Source organism: Pantoea sp. sgz302252 (assembly GCF_042610525.1).
Taxonomy (GTDB): Bacteria; Pseudomonadota; Gammaproteobacteria; order Enterobacterales; family Enterobacteriaceae; genus Erwinia.
In genome coordinates, this window is the sequence record NZ_JBHDVM010000003.1 from 260,024 (window position 1) to 276,020 (window position 15,997).

The following is a 15,997-nucleotide window of genomic DNA, read 5'->3' on the forward strand; positions in this document are numbered from 1 at the left end:
GCCATGGCCATGCGATTAAATGAAGACCTCGACAGCAATGGCGAAATGCACGAAATCAACGTCACGCCGTTTATCGACGTTATGCTGGTGCTGCTGATTATCTTTATGGTCGCCGCGCCGCTGGCTACCGTTGACGTTCGCGTTAATTTGCCTGCTTCGACCAGCGCGCCTCAGCCGCGTCCGGAAAAACCGGTTTATCTCTCAATCAAGGCAGATAAGCAGCTCTTTATCGGCAACGATGCGGTAACGCAGGAGACGCTGCTGGCCGCGCTGGAGAGCCAGACGCAGGGCAACAAAGAAACCACCATCTTCTTCCAGGCAGATAAGTCGGTAGATTATGAAACGCTGATGGGCGTTATGGATAAACTGCGCCAGGCTGGTTATCTCAAAATCGGCCTGATGGGCATGGAAACCGCCGCGAAATAACCGGCTTGCTTTGTCAGCAATAAAAAATCCGTAGCGAAAGCTGCGGATTTTTTTTTGCCTTAAGCTTTTCAGGGCAAAAATATGCCAAATTGACTCCTTCGTAAGAAGGGAGTAGCGGCTATGCGGAAATGGACGTTTCAGAGTAAGGCAACTGCGAAAGCAATAGCGGAGCTGGTTGCCTCCGGACAACAAATACCTGAGCTTGTGCTGCCAGAAGGCAGTATCCTCAAACGTCATCAGTGGCGAAAATATCAAAGCGCGATCCACTTTTCTGCGCCTGATGAGGCAGAAAAATGCGGCCGGTTTAACCCTCCCGGCGGTAAAATCGCCGTATGGTATGCCGCAGACTCCGCTCTGACGGCGATGGCGGAAAGCTACGGACGAATGTTTCACCTCGCCAGGAAAATAGCCTGGCCTGAGTCAGCGCTCAGCCAGCACTATCTCTGCGCGGTAAAGGTCACAAGAGAGATAAAGATTATTGATGTTATCCGGCTTTGTGAACTGCTGCATATTCCTTTAGACAGCCTGGAAAACGAGCGCTATAACTTGCCACAATGGTTGATGGCTCATCTTTTCGCTCTATATCAGGATAAATATGCCGGTATCGCTTACTGCAGCAGACATTGCCGCTATCTCAAGTGCTACGCATTCTGGCAAACGCCGGGAAGCGCCGGGCTTTTTAGCGACGTTCCGCAAGGCATGGCTACGATAAGCCAGTACAAAGAATATGATACCAACCTGTTTCCTCCCGGTTGGCGCCAGCCCTGGATGGCAGGCGATGACATGCTGGAGCTACTTCTGAATTTCGAAATTATATCGGAGACGGATTAGAACGCAGGGCTGATTAGCTGCCGCCCTGTTGGCCGAGCAGAGCAGCGTTACGGACAAGTATCTTCAGCGCTTTTGCATCCGCACCCTTTTGCATAATTTCGATGGGCGTCTGTAGTAGGCCATCGCCATTGATATCTACAGGTGCCTGCAGCGCATTCAATATCATCACAGGATGCAGATTGGCGCCAAAGGCGCTTATTACCTCTTCGAAACCGGGCAGCAGCCCTGTTTCAGCGAACTGAAAGCGGGGAAAGATGAAATCGCCGTTTTGTTTGAAAGCCAGCAGTCTATTTTTTTTCAGGCGAGCGTGAACGCCCTGACGGGAAATACCCAGGATAGCCGCCACGTCGTTGACCTTGATGGTGCCGCCCGTTTCTTCGAGCTGCGCATAAAATTTCTCCAGATTTTCCCGGCGACGGCGCGCTTTACACAGTTCATTTTCCGGTGCCCGGACGTTTTGCTCGAGTAAGGTGGCGTAAAGGCGCTGCATCAGGGCTTTATCATCAAGGCTGACCGCTTCCATTGCCTGCGTTTTATCTTCAAATTCAGGCATTAAAACAAGCGCAATATTATGAATTCTTTGCAGAAGATTGCGCTGGAATTCGTTCAGGCTTTGAACGGCGTTCAGCCGTGGGTCAATAATCATGCTCATCATAGCTCTCCTCTTTGACGAGTATATTATTCCTGTTTTTATAACTAGTCAAAGGCAGAGAACGATAACGACCAGCCGCAAAAAAGGCGGCTGGTCGGCAGGCTACAGCTGAATGGCGGGTGCGGCAGGACGGCGGGCCTGATACTGTCGAACCAGGCGTTTAATGATTAAAGTGCCGATCAGGCCGCAGACGGCGGCGAAAGTCAGCCAGACGCCGGGCATAGCTTTATCGCCGGTAGCGTGGATGAGATAGCTGGACATGGCTGGCGTAAAGCCGCCGAACAGCGCGGTAGCCAGGCTATAGGCCAGCGAAAAGCCGGTTGCGCGCACTTCGTCAGGCATAATTTCCGTGAGATAAACCACCATAGCGCCGTTGTAGCTGGCATAGAGGAAGGAAAGCCAAAGCTCGGCTTCCAGCAGGTGGGCGAAAGTCGGCGAGCCGACCAGCCAGTGCAGTACCGGCCAGGCGGTGGCGATCATCAGTACGGTAAACAGGATCAGCAGCGGACGGCGGCCATAACGATCGGAAACGGCACCCATAATCGGCAGCCAGAACAGATTCGACAGGCCGACGCATAGCGTTACCAAAAAACTCTGTTTATCGCTCATCATCAGCACGGTTTTGCCAAAGGTCGGCGTAAAAGCCGTAATCATATAAAACATCACCGTGGTGGTTACCACCATCAGCATGCCTGCCAGCACCAGCGCCCAGTTGCTGGCGACGCCGCGCACGATCTGGCGCATAGAAGGATGCACCTTACGCTGGCTAAACGCTTCAGTCTCTTCCAGCATTCTCCGCACCCAGAACAGGAAAGGCACAATCAGGCAGCCGACAAAAAAGGGTATACGCCAGCCCCAGTCGGTCACCTGATCCTTCGCCAGCAGATGATTAAGCCCCAGGCCAAGCAGCGCGGCGAAAATCACCGCGATCTGCTGGCTGCCTGACTGCCAGCTCACGAAAAAGCCTTTACGATTTTTCGGCGCGATTTCGCTGAGATAAACAGAGACGCCGCCCAGCTCCACACCAGCCGAAAAACCCTGTAGCAGGCGGCCCAGCAGGATCAGGATCGGCGCCGCCGCGCCCAGTGTACTGTAGCCAGGCACTACGGCAATGGTTAAAGTGCCGAGCGCCATCAGCCCCAGCGTCAGCAGCAATCCTTTACGCCGTCCATGATGGTCAATGTAGGAACCCAGCACGATCGCGCCCAGCGGCCGCATCAAAAAACCGGCGCCGAAGGTCATCAGCGTCAGCATCAGTGAGGCGAAAGGATCGTCGCCCGGGAAAAAAGTTTTGGCGATGGCCGTGGCGTAATAGCCGAAGACCATAAAATCGTACATTTCCAGAAAGTTGCCGCTGGTCACATTGAAGATGGTTCTGGCGCTACCCTGCGGCTTTGTGGGTGAGGATGTATAGGTTGTCATGGCCTGTCCTTTCAATTTTTCTTATCTTTTAGCGTGATGGTTCTCCGTTGTTTTATCGTGCTTTTAGTCAGGTTAATGTGACAGTACTCACTTCTGACTATCAAATTACTATTATATTGGTAACAATAAATTAACAATGCACCTTTAAAGGGCATTTTGCCCGCGAGGCTTAAAAAGAAACGTCGACCACTACGCTATCGCTGTAATTCCCGGCCGCGGGCGTGGTTTGAGAAGCAAGAATGCGGGCCGTATAGTTAAAAGTCCGGGTCAGGCCATCGGTGGTAATGCTGTTTGCCGCAGTGCTGGCTACGCGCTCCGTTCCTGTTGGCCCCCAGCGTGATGTCGTGGCGTTTTTATAAATCTCATAGGCCAGCTGATTGCTGCCGCTGGTCATATAGCGCTGGGTGCCAACCGCGTGGCTGCCGTTGCTCAGGCCCACCGTATAGGCGCTGCCTTTAGTACAGATAACGTTAATCGACTGCGAAACGGCGCTAAAGCTACCAACCAGCGGCGCGCTGCCGAAACTGACATTGGGCGCGGTTATGGTGGTGCAGTCGTTGGTCACTACCAGCGTGGTCGTAATGGGTACGGTGCCGGAGCCGGTCTGCTGGCTGCCTAACAAACAGGCTCCCAGCGCGCCAATGCCGGTACAAATGTTATAGGTGACCAAAATATTCAGCGTCACCGTATAGGTTCCGGCAGCTACGGTCTGACCGGTGAGCGTGCGCAGATAAAGTGGGATAGCGAAATTCTGGCCGCCGCCCAGCCCCAGCAAGTTCAGCAATTGCGCCTGGGAGTAATTAACGGTAGTGCCGCCAATTAACATCTCCGTAGCGCAGGCTGAATCGCTGCACACGCGTAGCGGGATAAAATCCGTGCTGGTGCTGGCGGTTTTCAACGCGCCGCGCGTGCTGCTGGTATAGGTGGCGCTGGCAAGCTGAAGCCGGACATAGTCACTGGAAAGCAGGGATAACACGCTACCCGAGCCGCAGTTAACATTCACATTGGCCGTGGTATTGCTCGCGGTAGTGTTGATCGTAAAAGAGCTGACGCTGCCAAATGCCGCAGTAGAAGAGGGCAAAGAACAGGCCGCACGGGCGGCGAGCGAACAAAGCATCAGCAGCATTAAAAGCGCCAGGCGGAAGCAAGAGCGAGTAATCATGGCGAGGTTCCTGAAGCGTCAGAAAGGGCACAGGTCAGTGGCCCGTAAGTTTGCAAGGACTCAGGCCTTCCGCCTGGCACCTTAAGTTCTGCCTGGCAGCGGCGTCCATCCGGCGTCTCCGCACGGAATGGGTTGTTTTCGCGGAGGTTTTCCATCCAGACCAGGCCATCCCAGCCGACATACTCAGTCGCGGAACCCGGACGAATAATTTGCGTGGAAACGGGCAGCGGCTCGCCGTTTTGATCGTGCAAAATTACGCTGGCGGCACGCAGTGGCTCGATCGGAAAATGCAGCAGATAGCCGCTGTCGCGCTTAACGGCAAAGCGTTGCTCAACGCTGGAAGCGGTCATATCCGCGGGCAAATCCAGCGTATCGATATCATATTTAGCCGGATAATAAGAGCTGATGCCCGGCACCAGCAGATAGCCGCCAGCGTCCGTTTTCCCCATCGGTTGATTTTCATAGCGCACGTTGATATTCGGATAGTCGGTCTTCACCACCACGAAAGCGTCATTGACCTGATTGGCGGCAAAATAGCTGCCGTCCATCAGCACCAGCGAACCTGTCACATCGGCCCATTCCGTGGTGTAGTCGCCGTCGCCATAGAATCCTGCGGAGGTTTCCACTTTCTGGTTGCGCCAGCTCAGGCTTGCCTGCTTATAGTCACCGCCGCTGCTCTGGTTAGCCCATGAAGCGTTATAGGCCAGGCCGCCGTCGGTGGGCATGGAGCGGGAAAGGTTTACGCGCTGTGAGGTGGTGCCCTGCTGGTCGCGATCCAGGCTCAGGCTGGCATTGCCACGCTCGCTAAACGGGATCACCAGCGAAATCGTGCCCGTCCAGTCGCCCTGACGCTGATCGCGGCTGGCAGAAACATAAAGACTGCTATTGCCCCAGATATTTTTACTCCAGGAAAGATTCCAAAGCTGGGTACGATCGCCGCTGCCGCTGGTGATATCGATAAAAGCCGCGCCAAGACTGCCAAAGCGGTTAAGCGAGACGCTGGCGCTGTACTGGGCGCTGCGGCGGCTGAGAGTATAATCCGTGCCGCCCACGCCGCTGTTGCGGTCGCCGTACAGCGCCAGATTGCCGAAGCCCGCCGAGCGGATAATATGCTGCGTGCCGATGTTAAAACGGCTGTTGCTGTACTGATAGCCCCAGCTGTACTGGGTGCCGCGGCCGCCGTTCATTTGGCTCTGCGCCAGCGCCGCGTTAACCACACCCAGCGCGCCGATCTTTACCTGACCGCCCGCGCCGCCCAGCGCCAGCGAGTCTGCGCCTTCGGCGTGGCTTTCCAGCGTCAGCCAGTCGGTCACGCCATAGCGGTAAGAGCCGCTGGCGGCGGCGGAACCGTAATCAAAGCTCTTGATGCCGTAGTTGTTGCGCAGCGCCCCGGCGGAAAAAGCAAAATCAGAAAGGCCGGGCTTCAGCAAATTGCTGGAAACGTAAAAAGGCATAGTGGTGGAAACTCGCCTTCCTGCGGCATCGGTAGTGACCACCACAGCTTCACCTGCGCCGTTAACGAACGGCATATTGGTCATTGACCAGGGGCCGGGCTGCACATTGTTGCTGCTGTTTTTATAGCCATTGACAAACAAATCGACGGTAGAGGGTACTGCTGCCTGGCCGGAAAAAGAGGGCAGCGGATAGGTCACCAGATCCGGCCGCACGGAAAAATCGCGCGCGATCTGAATACCGCCCAGCCGCACGCTGCTGCTCCACGACAGCGCATCGGTAATCAAATCGCCCGCGCGCCAGCTTAGCGAGCGATTCTCATTCTGATTGCTCCAGTAAGTGTCATAGCGGATATAGCCCTTATTCTGCGTGCCGGTAGCCTGGCCGGAAAGCTGCTGCTGATAAACGCCGTTGCTTGAAAACTGGCCCAGCGTGCCAAACAGGCGGAATTCATTGAAGGCAGAGAGACGGCTGCCGCTGGCGGAAGTGCGGCTGGTGTAGAGATCGTAATTAAACAGCGCGCCGGTCGAGGTTCTGCCGGGATAGCGCGGGCCGTTCTGCTCCTGGCCCGCCAGCTGCTGGCGCGGCAGCCAGCCCGGCGGCACCGTCAATACCAGGCGCTGACGGCTTTGATCGTAATCGGCTTTAACCTGAGGGATGGCAGAGACATCCATCATGGATGAGGTAATCAGTGCCGAAGGAATGCCAGCCCGCTGCAAATCCCCCGCACGCAAAAAATAGTGGTTATCCCGAAACTCCACCGGTACCACCAGGCCACTATCCTGCTCGTTAACCACCAGCCCCAGCATATATTGCTGGTTCTGCGTGCCCGGTGCGTTTTGCTGCGGTGGCGGCGGCAAAGAGGAATAGGTTTCCGCGCGACCGGCTGAAGGAAGCAGGTAGCTTAACAGGCAGAGGGCCAGAGAACAGCGTCGCCCGTTCATCGGCTAGCGCGGCGAGCTGGTACTGCGCCAGGTCTGATTATTATCCAGCTCCGCGCTCAGCTGTGAACGTTCGGAAGCCGGAAAATTCAGCGGAAAAGCATTGCTGGAACGCGCCAGTACATAGCCAAACAGGCTGTCGGACAGCGTACGTCCACCTAATGAAACCTTGCTTAGCCGGGCATGGCCATTGCCGTTATTGGTAATAAGCAGCGCTGATTTACCGTCCCGATTAACCAGCCGCCAGCTCAGATTAGGGCGGGCGCTGTCGGCAGCAAGCCCTTCACCGTAAGTGAAAAGCGGTACGGAGTAACGCATTTGAAAATTAAGGCCCGCCTGATTTTCTCCGGGCTGCTGCGGTGTTGGGATCTCATCCAGCAGCACCCGATAGGCCTGCTCCTCGCCCGCAGGCGGCGGCGTCTGGCCTATTAGCCTGACCAACTGCTTCTGGCCTGGTTCTATCCTTACCAAAGGCGGACTGGCAACCACCGTCTGCTGCGTCTGATACTGCTCGCGCCCATCCTGCTGCTGCCAGCGGAACACCCGAACCTGCATCAGGGTGGTGGCCGCGCCGCGATTTTCCAGCCACAGTTCGGTCGCTTTGTCGCCGCTGTGAATTTTAGGATCGATCGGCCAGATCAGGACTGAGTTTCCTGCCCAGGCGGGCAGCAGCGAGCTAACCGTCAATCCAGCCAGCAACGCGATTGTGCGTAATGTTTTCATTTCTCCCTCTCTCCCTGTTTACCAACTCAGCGTCACCGTTAAAGTGTCGCTGTAAGTCCCGGCCCGGCGCACGCCGCTCATTTGCAGCAGGCCGTAAATCGGCAGCGTAATGTTATTGGCGTTGCTGTAAGTCAAGGCCACGCTTTGATTGACCGGGATAGCACTTGCTGCGCTGTGGGTGGCGCTGGTATAGAGCGTATAGGCCACCAAATCTGTGTTATTGGCGATTTTCAAATTACGGGTGCTGGAATAATTAGCGCCCCCGTTAATGCTCATGCTCAGCGTGGTGCCTGGCGTGCAGGCCAGCGTGATGCTTGAGCTTTGTACATAGCTGGCGCTGGCGGAGACCGAGCCGACGCCGGGCTGCGTGCCGAAATTCAGCGTACCGAATACGCCCGTGTTAGTGCCGGAAATCACGCAGCCGTTCACGATAGAGGCCGTAACCTGAAAAGTCTGCGTCGGCAGCGCCCATGCCGGATTAGTAGCAAAGAACGCCACAATACAAAGCGGACTTAGTAAGCCCGCCAGTTTCGTTGCCCTCTCCGGCACCTTGCGCTCCCTCTGGCCGCCGTTTAGTAATTCACGGCGACGTTAATCGTATCGGTATAGGTGCCAGCCGGGATCGCCGCGTTGAATCCGCCGCCTGTAATACGACCATAAATAGGATAGTTGTCGCCGTTAGTCGGATCGGCAGTACCGGTGTTGGTCAGGTTGGTATTGTTAGCGATGGGTGTGGTGTAGGCTGTTGAATTATATAAGGTATAGGCGATGCCCTGCGTATTGTTACTGCCCAGAATCAGATAGCGGGGCTGGGCAGTCACTTCGCCATATACGGTTGCCGGTGCAGCGTTACTGCTGGTCAGCTGTACGTTATACGTCTGCCCGGTAGTGCAGCGCACGAAGATGCCGTTGCCCAGCGCGCCGACCAGAGTGGCGTTCAGGGTATCAAAGGTCGCGGCGCTGCTGCCGAAGTCCAGGGTACCGAAGTTAACGCCGGTCGTTCCGGTTTGTCCGTTGACCACACAGCCGGTAGTCAGGACCAGCGTTGCGTTGATGGTTCCCGTTGTGGTGGCGGCAAAGCCGGAAGCGGCTACGCCGAGGCCCAAGCCGCAGCCCAGCAGAAAAAGCTTCATTTTCATAATCATTCCTTACCGATCAGTCTAATGGAAGTGCTTTTTCGCCCGGTGTAAAACATAAATAAACGGCCCGCGATGCAGGTAAAACGCTAAGCCGGAAATGCTTTCCGCGGCGCAAGGCCGGGATGCCGACCAAAATGGCCGATCTCTGTTATGTTTAACACTATAGAACAGCCTGCAGCGCTGAGCTAAGCGAAACGCAAAAATAGCGCTAATGAATGGCAAGAAAGGCGAAGCGGCTCTCGCCAGCGAGACTGATAAGAAATAATCAGCAGAGACTTCGGGTTTCGCTGGGCAAAAAAAAGCGCGGATGCTAAGGTCGTTGGGCCAAAAGCCACAACTGATAAACCCGTTGAATTATAAGCGGATAGCGGGTTCTGGCCCGCTATCGTCGTGCGGCCGAACGACTTTGTTTACCCAGGGGTAAAGTTGACTACTCTTTAGCCGATACCGTAATTGTTGAAAACGCTTTACCAGCTTCACTATTCCATTACCTGGTGCCAGAAAACTGGCTTTTGCTTCAGAGAATTGCATATGCTTATGAGCTCCTACGACCAGCTGCTGGTTATCGTCTCCATATTTGTTGCCTTTTTGGCTTCCTATACCGCGCTGGATATGGCCGGCAGGGTGGCGACCTCAACAGGAAAAGCGGCCCGAGTCTGGCTGGTTGGTGGCGGCTTCGCGATGGGCATCGGCATCTGGTCGATGCATTTTATCGGCATGCTGGCGATGAATCTGGCGATGGTGATGAGTTACGATCCGCTGCTGACGCTGGTTTCAATGTTTGTCGCGGTGGCGGCCTCTATCTTTGCATTGTGGATAGTTTGCTTCGGCGAACTGGTGCTGGCCCGTCTGATGGTGGGTGCCGTAGCGATGGCCAGCGGCGTGGTGGCGATGCACTATATTGGCATGGCCGCGCTAATGTTTGACCCGGGCATCGTCTGGGACTGGCGCTGGATAGCGCTCTCGGTGGCGATTGCGCTGGTCGCCTCCACGGCAGCGCTCTGGCTGGCGTTCAAGCTGCGCCAGGGCGAAGGCCATCTGGCGCTGCTGCGTGCCGGCGCCGCGTTGGTTATGGGCGCCGCTATTGCGGGCATGCACTACAGCGGCATGGCGGCCGCCAACTTTCCAATGGACAGCCACGCCACGCAGATGGGCGTTAACAGCAGCTGGCTGGCGGTGCTGGTCGTAGTGGTCACGCTCTCGATTTTGGGGATCACCCTGGTGGTCTCCACGCTGGATGCCCGTTTGCAGGCCAGAACTTCAGTGCTCGCCTCTTCGCTGGCGGAAGCGAACCGCGAGCTGGCCCAGCTGGCCCTGCACGATAATCTCACCCGCTTACCCAATCGCATCTTGCTGGAAGACCGGCTTGATCAGGCACTGAATAAAGCCGTGCGGGAAAACACCTCTTTCGCCCTGATGTTTATGGATCTGGACGGCTTTAAGGCGGTTAACGACGCTTTCGGCCATCACGTTGGCGATAACCTGCTGGTCGCCGTGACCGAACGTATGAAGAGCCTGTTAAAAGGGCACCATACTCTGGCACGGCTTGGCGGCGACGAGTTTGTGCTGCTGGTAGAGATCGGCGAGCCGAACGATGCCGCTGCCGTGGCCGATATGTTGGTGAAGGCCATAGATGAGCCATTTTTGATCTCCCGCTACGAGCTGGTAGTCTCGCTGAGCATCGGCATCGCGGTCTATCCGGGCGACGGCAATGATGAACGCGAGCTGATGTTCAATGCCGATGCCGCCATGTACCACACCAAAAATAATGGCCGCAACGACTACAGCTTCTTCCAGCCGTCAATGAATACCATTGCGCAAAACCAGCTCCAGCTGATTAACGACCTCTGGCTGGCGCAGGAGCACAACGAGCTGCGCCTCTTCTACCAGCCAAAATTCTGCGCGCCGCAGGGGCCGATCGTCGGTTTTGAAGCGCTCATCCGCTGGCAGCATCCGCAGCGCGGCCTGCTGACGCCGGATATCTTCCTGCCGCTGGCGGAGAAAACCGGGCTGATCGTCAGCATTGGCAACTGGGTGATTAACGAAGCCTGCCGCCAGCTAAGCGTCTGGCATAAAATGGGCAACGCGCAGTGGTCGGTGGCGGTCAATCTCTCGTCGCTACAGTTTGAACAGGCCGGCCTGGTGGAAACGGTGGTGAAGGCGTTAAAAGAGCATAATATTCCGCCGGAGCTGCTGACGCTGGAAGTCACCGAAACGACCGCCATGCGCGATCCGGACGAAAGCGTGCGCATTCTGACCGAACTCACCGAGCTGGGCGTCAAAGCTTCTATCGATGACTTCGGCACCGGCTACTCCAGCCTGCTTTATTTAAAGCGGCTACCCGCCAGCGAGCTGAAGATCGATCGCGCCTTCGTCAACGAGCTGCAAACCCAGAACGAAGACGCCACCATTGTCACCGCCATCGTGGCGCTGGCGCAGACTTTAAAGCTGAAAGTCGTGGCCGAAGGTGTGGAAACAGAGGAGCAACAGGCTTTTCTTACCAGCCTGGGCTGCAACTCGCTGCAGGGCTATTTGCTGGGCAAACCTGTGCCAGCTGAACAGGTGCCGCAGCTAAAACATTATGCGGGCGACCATGAAGCCAATCACGCGCACGAAGCAGAAAAAATCGACGTGCCAAAAGCTGTCTAATCACGGCCCGGCTAACTATAATAGTTACTCAATTTTGAGCACGGGCCTGTAACAGTTTTGGCAAAATACCTTCAGCTAATCGATCAAATCCAGCAGCAGATTGCCAGCGAGCTCTGGCTACCGGGCGAGAAACTGCCTTCGCTGCGCGAGCAGGTCGCGCAGAGCGGCATGAGCCTGATGACGGTAATGCATGCCTATCAGGTGCTGGAAAGCCAGGGCTGGATCCTCTCGCGGCCGCAGTCGGGCTACTATGTGGCGCCGCGGGCAGAGTTTCTCAGCCAGCCCGCCAGCCACCAAAAGGTGCAGCTCACAGAATCGGTCGACATCAACGACTTTATCTTCGAGGTGCTCCAGGCCTGCCGCGAGCCGGGCATTATGCCGTTCGGCTCCGCTTTTCCCGATCCAGAACTCTTTCCACAGCGGCAGCTGATGCGTTCGCTCGCCGCCGTTTCGCACTCCCTGAAGCCCGCGGACGCGCTGAACAACCTGCCGCCGGGCAACGAAGCGCTGCGCAAAACGCTCTCCAAACGCTATGCACTCCAGGGCATTCAGGTCTCGCCCGATGAAATCGTGATTACCAACGGCGCCATGGAAGCGCTCAACCTGAGCCTTCAGGCGGTCACCGAGCCCGGCGACTGGGTAGTGGTGGAAAACCCCTGTTTTTACGGCGCGCTACAGGCTATTGAGCGGCTTCAGCTTAAGGCTGTCGCTATCGCCTCGCATCCGCAGCACGGTATCGATCTGGAAGAGCTGGCCGCCACTCTGGCGAAGCTGCCGGTCAAAGCCTGCTGGATGATGTCCAACCAGCAAAACCCGCTGGGCTGCACGCTAAGCCGCGAGAAAAAGCAGGCGCTGGTGACGCTGCTGGAAGCGCATCAGGTCACGCTGATCGAAGACGATGTCTACAGCGAGCTTTGGTTCGGCAGCGAAAAACCGCTGCCGGCCAAGGCTTTTGAAAAACAGAATGATGTGCTGCACTGCTCTTCTTTTTCTAAAAACCTGGTAGCAGGCTTCCGTGTAGGTTGGGTTGCTGCGGGCAAACACGCGCAGCGTATCCAGCGCTTGCAGCTGATGAGCACCATCTCCACCAGCGCACCGATGCAGCTGGCGCTGGTGGACTATCTGAGCAGCCGCAGCTACGACGTGCATTTGCGCAAGCTGCGCCAGCGGCTGGAGCAGCGTAAAAACCTGGCCCGGCAGTCGCTGCGGCGGCATCTGCCCGCCAGCGCAAAAATCAACGACTCCCAGGGCGGCTATTTTCTCTGGATAGAGCTGCCGGAAGCGGTTAACACCACCGAACTCTACTATCAGGCGCTACAGGAGAAAATAAGTATCGCGCCGGGAAAAATGTTTTCTACCAGCGAGCAATACGCTAACTACTTTCGGTTCAATACGGCATGGGAATGGAACGAAGCGCGGGAGGCGGCAGTAGCCACGCTGGGCAGGCTAATCGCAGAGATGCTTCAGGGCCATGGCAGGCCCTGAAAAGAAAGTCAGACGGCAGAGGCGCGCTGTTGGCCCCAGGTCAGATGATACACATCGTAAAAATCCACTTCGCCTTTTAGCTTCAGCAGCTTTTCGATACCCTGCTTAACGTTATCCGGTACCTGGCTGCTGGCGAGAATATCCTGAATCGCCTGTTCGGACAGCGTGCGGACATAATACCATTCGCCGTTATAGCAAACGCGCAGGTCGAGCGTATCGATATCTTCAAAGCGATAGCGGGGGTTAACGTCCAGCAGCATCAGGCCGCTCATCAGCAGCACAAAGAAAGTGGCGCCCCAGAATGCAGGCCAGCCCAGAAACTCGGTGGTAAAAATCAGCGCCACGGTCAGGGCATAACAGGTATACATCGATGCCCACAGGCCAGGATGATTTTTCAGAAAATTGAAGCTGAAGCGCGGCCGGTTATCGCGCTGTTCTTCACGATTAAGGGTGTCGATTTCGCGCAGCAGGATCTGTTTAACGTCTTCCACTCTGAACCTCCTCTCGGTACAGGCGTCAGTAAACCACACCCGGGCGGATAAGGGCAGACACAGTTACCGTCAATAAAGCTATAACAGTTGCTGGCCGCGGCTTAGCCCTAACCTGTTCAGGTTAGCAAGCCGTGTCAGCGATAACGTTAAGAGCAAAACCCGTCGCTCGAAAAAAGCTGCCCGGATAATAGTGATAGCTTAAGGCGCAAAGCAAACTGATTAGCCGTTACTGTCCTCTCCGGCGGCACGGAATAAGTTAATTTGGTAATAATAAGACAGCTACGGATAAGCTAAATAAGAAATTATTAAATACTAAAAAATCTGATTTAAAAGTCGATAGAGTATTTTTTTGTAAAACAGACTGATTTAAATAGCTGTTGATAGAGTTTTTGTTTATTTTAATCTGCATAATTCAGAATTAGACTAGGCTGGCTGCTGCAGCTGAGTCAGGCGACGCCTGCGCGGCGTCTCTTCACTTATTTTTTCAGTAATACTAACGTTAATCAAATGATGAGCCGTTATTAAAATTTACATTGGTAATAACTACGTTAAATCAGGGAAGATTTATTATGAAAAGAATAAGTACTTATTGTGATCCTGTTAATTTAATGGGGTCTTTTTCTCCCTCCGGCGGCGTAATAATAATGAAAAATAAGTCAACCGCCGACTCAGCGGTAAAACCAAAAAGAAAAACCGCGTACGCCGCTATGGCAAATAATCAGGCTACGGCAAGCGTCTGGACGCCGGATTATGTCCTGCGCCTGCAGCAAAATATCCAGCCCTGCGGCTGTCCAGGCTGCAACAATGCCTCGCCGCTAATGCAGTTCAGATGGCGGAACCATGTGCGGTATAGCGCCGATATGGGCTGCCGCAAGGCCGCTATAGAAATCCTGAACCGCACGGCATCCTGCACTATCACTTTTAGCGAAGGCGCTGCGGAATCCCTGCCGGAACTGGCCGCCGACAGGCTACAGATGAACCAGCTCTGCCTGCACTTATTCACGGCTTTTCGGACAGAGCCGACGCTGCTGATTTATCTGCTGGGGCGTTTTATCCGTGAAGCGGCCGCGCTGGATACCCAACAGCGCGTCGCTCTGCAGGAAGCCTGGCTGCAACCGGACTTTCGCCAGACGCTGCGGCTGGATTTTTCCCGCAGCCATAGCCCGGACGACTATCCACCGGTCAGGCTGCACACTTTACGCGAGCTGCCGCTTTGGTCACTGGCAGAAGAGGACAGGCGGTTAAAAAAACTGGAAAAGTTAAAATCAACAGGCGAAGAGGCGCTGAGACAGCGCTGGCGGGAACTGGAAAACACGAGCGGCTTTTCTGCCGCGGCGCAACAGGAAATTCTTGGCAACTATCTGTTTTACCTGCTTTGCCACCATTTTTTTCCCGGCAATCCCGTGGAAGAGTGGCAGAAAAACTTTGCTGTGCTTTGCCGACGCGTGCTTAACCTGAAAACGCTGCTGATCGTTATGTCGACAGAGGCGAATATGGAAAACCTGGGCGCGCTATTTGCTGATTGTCATCGCAAAGTCATGGCCTGCTGGCGCTGAATTTGAGTTAAGGTCTGGAAAATTAATGGGTTATGTGATCAAACATTGATTGCAGCTGTTGCAAGTTTGCTATCAAATGCCACAATTGATTAACACCGATTTTCCAGGAGGCATCCTATGCTGACCCATGCTGGTAACCTGCTTGCAATGATGTCTTTTGCTGCCGGTACTTTTTCTGCGGGTATGTCAAACAACCCGCAGTATATGACTTTTCAGCCCGCCAGCGGCGTGCCGAATAACCCGCTGCCGCTGATCATTTATCCGCGCGTGGTGCCCAATGAAACAGAAGATGTCGCGGCCTGGTTTGAAGAAACCTTTTCTCGTCACAACTGGACGCCGCGCTGGCGCTATCCTGTTTATGCCTATACGCACTACCATCCCAATACGCATGAGCTGCTGGGCATTGGCGCAGGCTGGGCACAAATCCTGTTTGGTGGCGAAACGGGCAGAGCGGTTACCGTACACGCTGGTGACGCCATCCTGATCCCGGCGGGGGTCGGCCATCAGCAGCTGGCAGCGAGTGAAGACTTCTTTGCCGTGGGCGCCTACCCAAAAGGCATGGAACCCGATACGCGCCGCAGCGATCTGGAACATGTCGAAGCTTCGCTGCACGCCATTAAACGCGTGCCGATGCCGCAGCAGGATCCCATCACCGGCGGTGAAGGTGCCGTCACTGAAATCTGGCATCCGCTCCAAAACTTGTAGCCGGGACAAGCCAGCTTATTCACGGATTAAAGCCTGATTATTTAGCCGTACTGCCCTGGCTGGATAAATCAGCGGTCGCGCATGGACGCGCAAGTTATCTTTCTAAAAAGGGCGTGACAACCTTTTCCCGGTCCTTCACCACTCCTGATAATTGAAGACAGGCTATCGTCCGCTGGCAAAGTGTATAGCCAGGTAAGCGGATGTTTCCCGATTTGCCCCACGTTGATAAAAATAATTGATGGTTGCAGACCCAGACTGGCGTTTGCTACTGATAAATTCTATTAACAAGCCAGTAACATCCCGCTTTTAGCATCGGGTAGCGAATATTTTATAAATTTCACTAACCTATTGATGAATTCTTTT

At 55.0% G+C, this 15,997-nt stretch carries 14 protein-coding genes; 6 read left to right on the forward strand and 8 right to left on the reverse strand.

Annotated features, from left to right (window positions below; genetic code table 11):
* Window positions 1-3: 3 nt before the first annotated feature.
* Entirely contained in the window at window positions 4-426 is a 423-nt protein-coding gene (gene exbD, locus ACETPC_RS07460) for a TonB system transport protein ExbD (protein ID WP_380180161.1), read from the forward strand.
* Between the two features lie 120 nt (window positions 427-546).
* Window positions 547-1,257: an RES family NAD+ phosphorylase gene (locus tag ACETPC_RS07465; RefSeq protein WP_380180163.1), complete on the forward strand. Its 711-nt coding sequence runs from the start codon at window positions 547-549 to the stop codon at window positions 1,255-1,257.
* A gap of 13 nt (window positions 1,258-1,270) precedes the next feature.
* Here the strand turns inward: ACETPC_RS07465 and ACETPC_RS07470 are convergent, their stop codons facing one another.
* From ACETPC_RS07470 to ACETPC_RS07500, 7 genes are all read right to left on the reverse strand, one after another.
* Window positions 1,271-1,912 carry a helix-turn-helix domain-containing protein gene (locus ACETPC_RS07470; RefSeq protein WP_380180165.1) on the reverse strand — a complete coding sequence of 214 codons (642 nt, stop codon included), beginning with the start codon at window positions 1,910-1,912 and terminating at the stop codon, window positions 1,271-1,273.
* Window positions 1,913-2,011: 99 nt separating this feature from the next.
* Window positions 2,012-3,331: an MFS transporter gene (locus tag ACETPC_RS07475; RefSeq protein WP_380180167.1), complete on the reverse strand. Its 1,320-nt coding sequence runs from the start codon at window positions 3,329-3,331 to the stop codon at window positions 2,012-2,014.
* A 169-nt stretch (window positions 3,332-3,500) separates the two neighbouring features.
* Window positions 3,501-4,493 (reverse strand): spore coat protein U domain-containing protein, encoded by a 993-nt coding sequence (locus tag ACETPC_RS07480; protein WP_380180169.1) that lies wholly within the window; start codon window positions 4,491-4,493, stop codon window positions 3,501-3,503.
* Complete coding sequence (locus tag ACETPC_RS07485; RefSeq protein ID WP_380180171.1) at window positions 4,490-6,889, reverse strand: fimbria/pilus outer membrane usher protein; 2,400 nt, start codon at window positions 6,887-6,889, stop codon at window positions 4,490-4,492. Before ACETPC_RS07485 ends, ACETPC_RS07480 begins: the two co-directional genes overlap by 4 nt.
* 3 nt (window positions 6,890-6,892) lie before the next feature.
* Window positions 6,893-7,609, reverse strand: coding sequence for a molecular chaperone (locus ACETPC_RS07490; protein ID WP_380180173.1), 717 nt, complete (start codon window positions 7,607-7,609; stop codon window positions 6,893-6,895).
* 18 nt (window positions 7,610-7,627) lie between these two features.
* A complete protein-coding gene (locus ACETPC_RS07495) occupies window positions 7,628-8,158 on the reverse strand; it encodes a spore coat U domain-containing protein (protein WP_380180175.1) in 531 nt (176 codons plus the stop codon).
* Window positions 8,159-8,181: 23 nt separating this feature from the next.
* The gene (locus ACETPC_RS07500) at window positions 8,182-8,748 is read right to left on the reverse strand and encodes a spore coat protein U domain-containing protein (protein ID WP_380180177.1); all 567 of its coding nucleotides are present in this window, start codon (window positions 8,746-8,748) and stop codon (window positions 8,182-8,184) included.
* Between the two features lie 531 nt (window positions 8,749-9,279).
* Between ACETPC_RS07500 and ACETPC_RS07505 the strand changes: the two genes are divergently transcribed.
* Both ACETPC_RS07505 and ACETPC_RS07510 read left to right on the forward strand, forming a co-directional pair.
* Entirely contained in the window at window positions 9,280-11,397 is a 2,118-nt protein-coding gene (locus ACETPC_RS07505; RefSeq protein WP_380180179.1) for a putative bifunctional diguanylate cyclase/phosphodiesterase, read from the forward strand.
* Between the two features lie 57 nt (window positions 11,398-11,454).
* Window positions 11,455-12,882 carry a PLP-dependent aminotransferase family protein gene (locus ACETPC_RS07510; RefSeq protein ID WP_380180181.1) on the forward strand — a complete coding sequence of 476 codons (1,428 nt, stop codon included), beginning with the start codon at window positions 11,455-11,457 and terminating at the stop codon, window positions 12,880-12,882.
* A gap of 8 nt (window positions 12,883-12,890) precedes the next feature.
* Here ACETPC_RS07510 and ACETPC_RS07515 read toward each other — a convergent pair whose 3' ends face one another.
* On the reverse strand, window positions 12,891-13,373 hold the full coding sequence (locus ACETPC_RS07515) for a YlaC family protein (protein ID WP_380180183.1): 483 nt from the start codon (window positions 13,371-13,373) through the stop codon (window positions 12,891-12,893).
* Window positions 13,374-14,017: 644 nt separating this feature from the next.
* Here ACETPC_RS07515 and ACETPC_RS07520 point away from each other — a divergent pair.
* Window positions 14,018-14,929 (forward strand): hypothetical protein, encoded by a 912-nt coding sequence (locus tag ACETPC_RS07520; protein WP_380180185.1) that lies wholly within the window; start codon window positions 14,018-14,020, stop codon window positions 14,927-14,929.
* A 117-nt stretch (window positions 14,930-15,046) separates the two neighbouring features.
* Complete coding sequence (locus ACETPC_RS07525; RefSeq protein WP_380180187.1) at window positions 15,047-15,634, forward strand: cupin domain-containing protein; 588 nt, start codon at window positions 15,047-15,049, stop codon at window positions 15,632-15,634.
* Window positions 15,635-15,997: the final 363 nt, after the last annotated feature.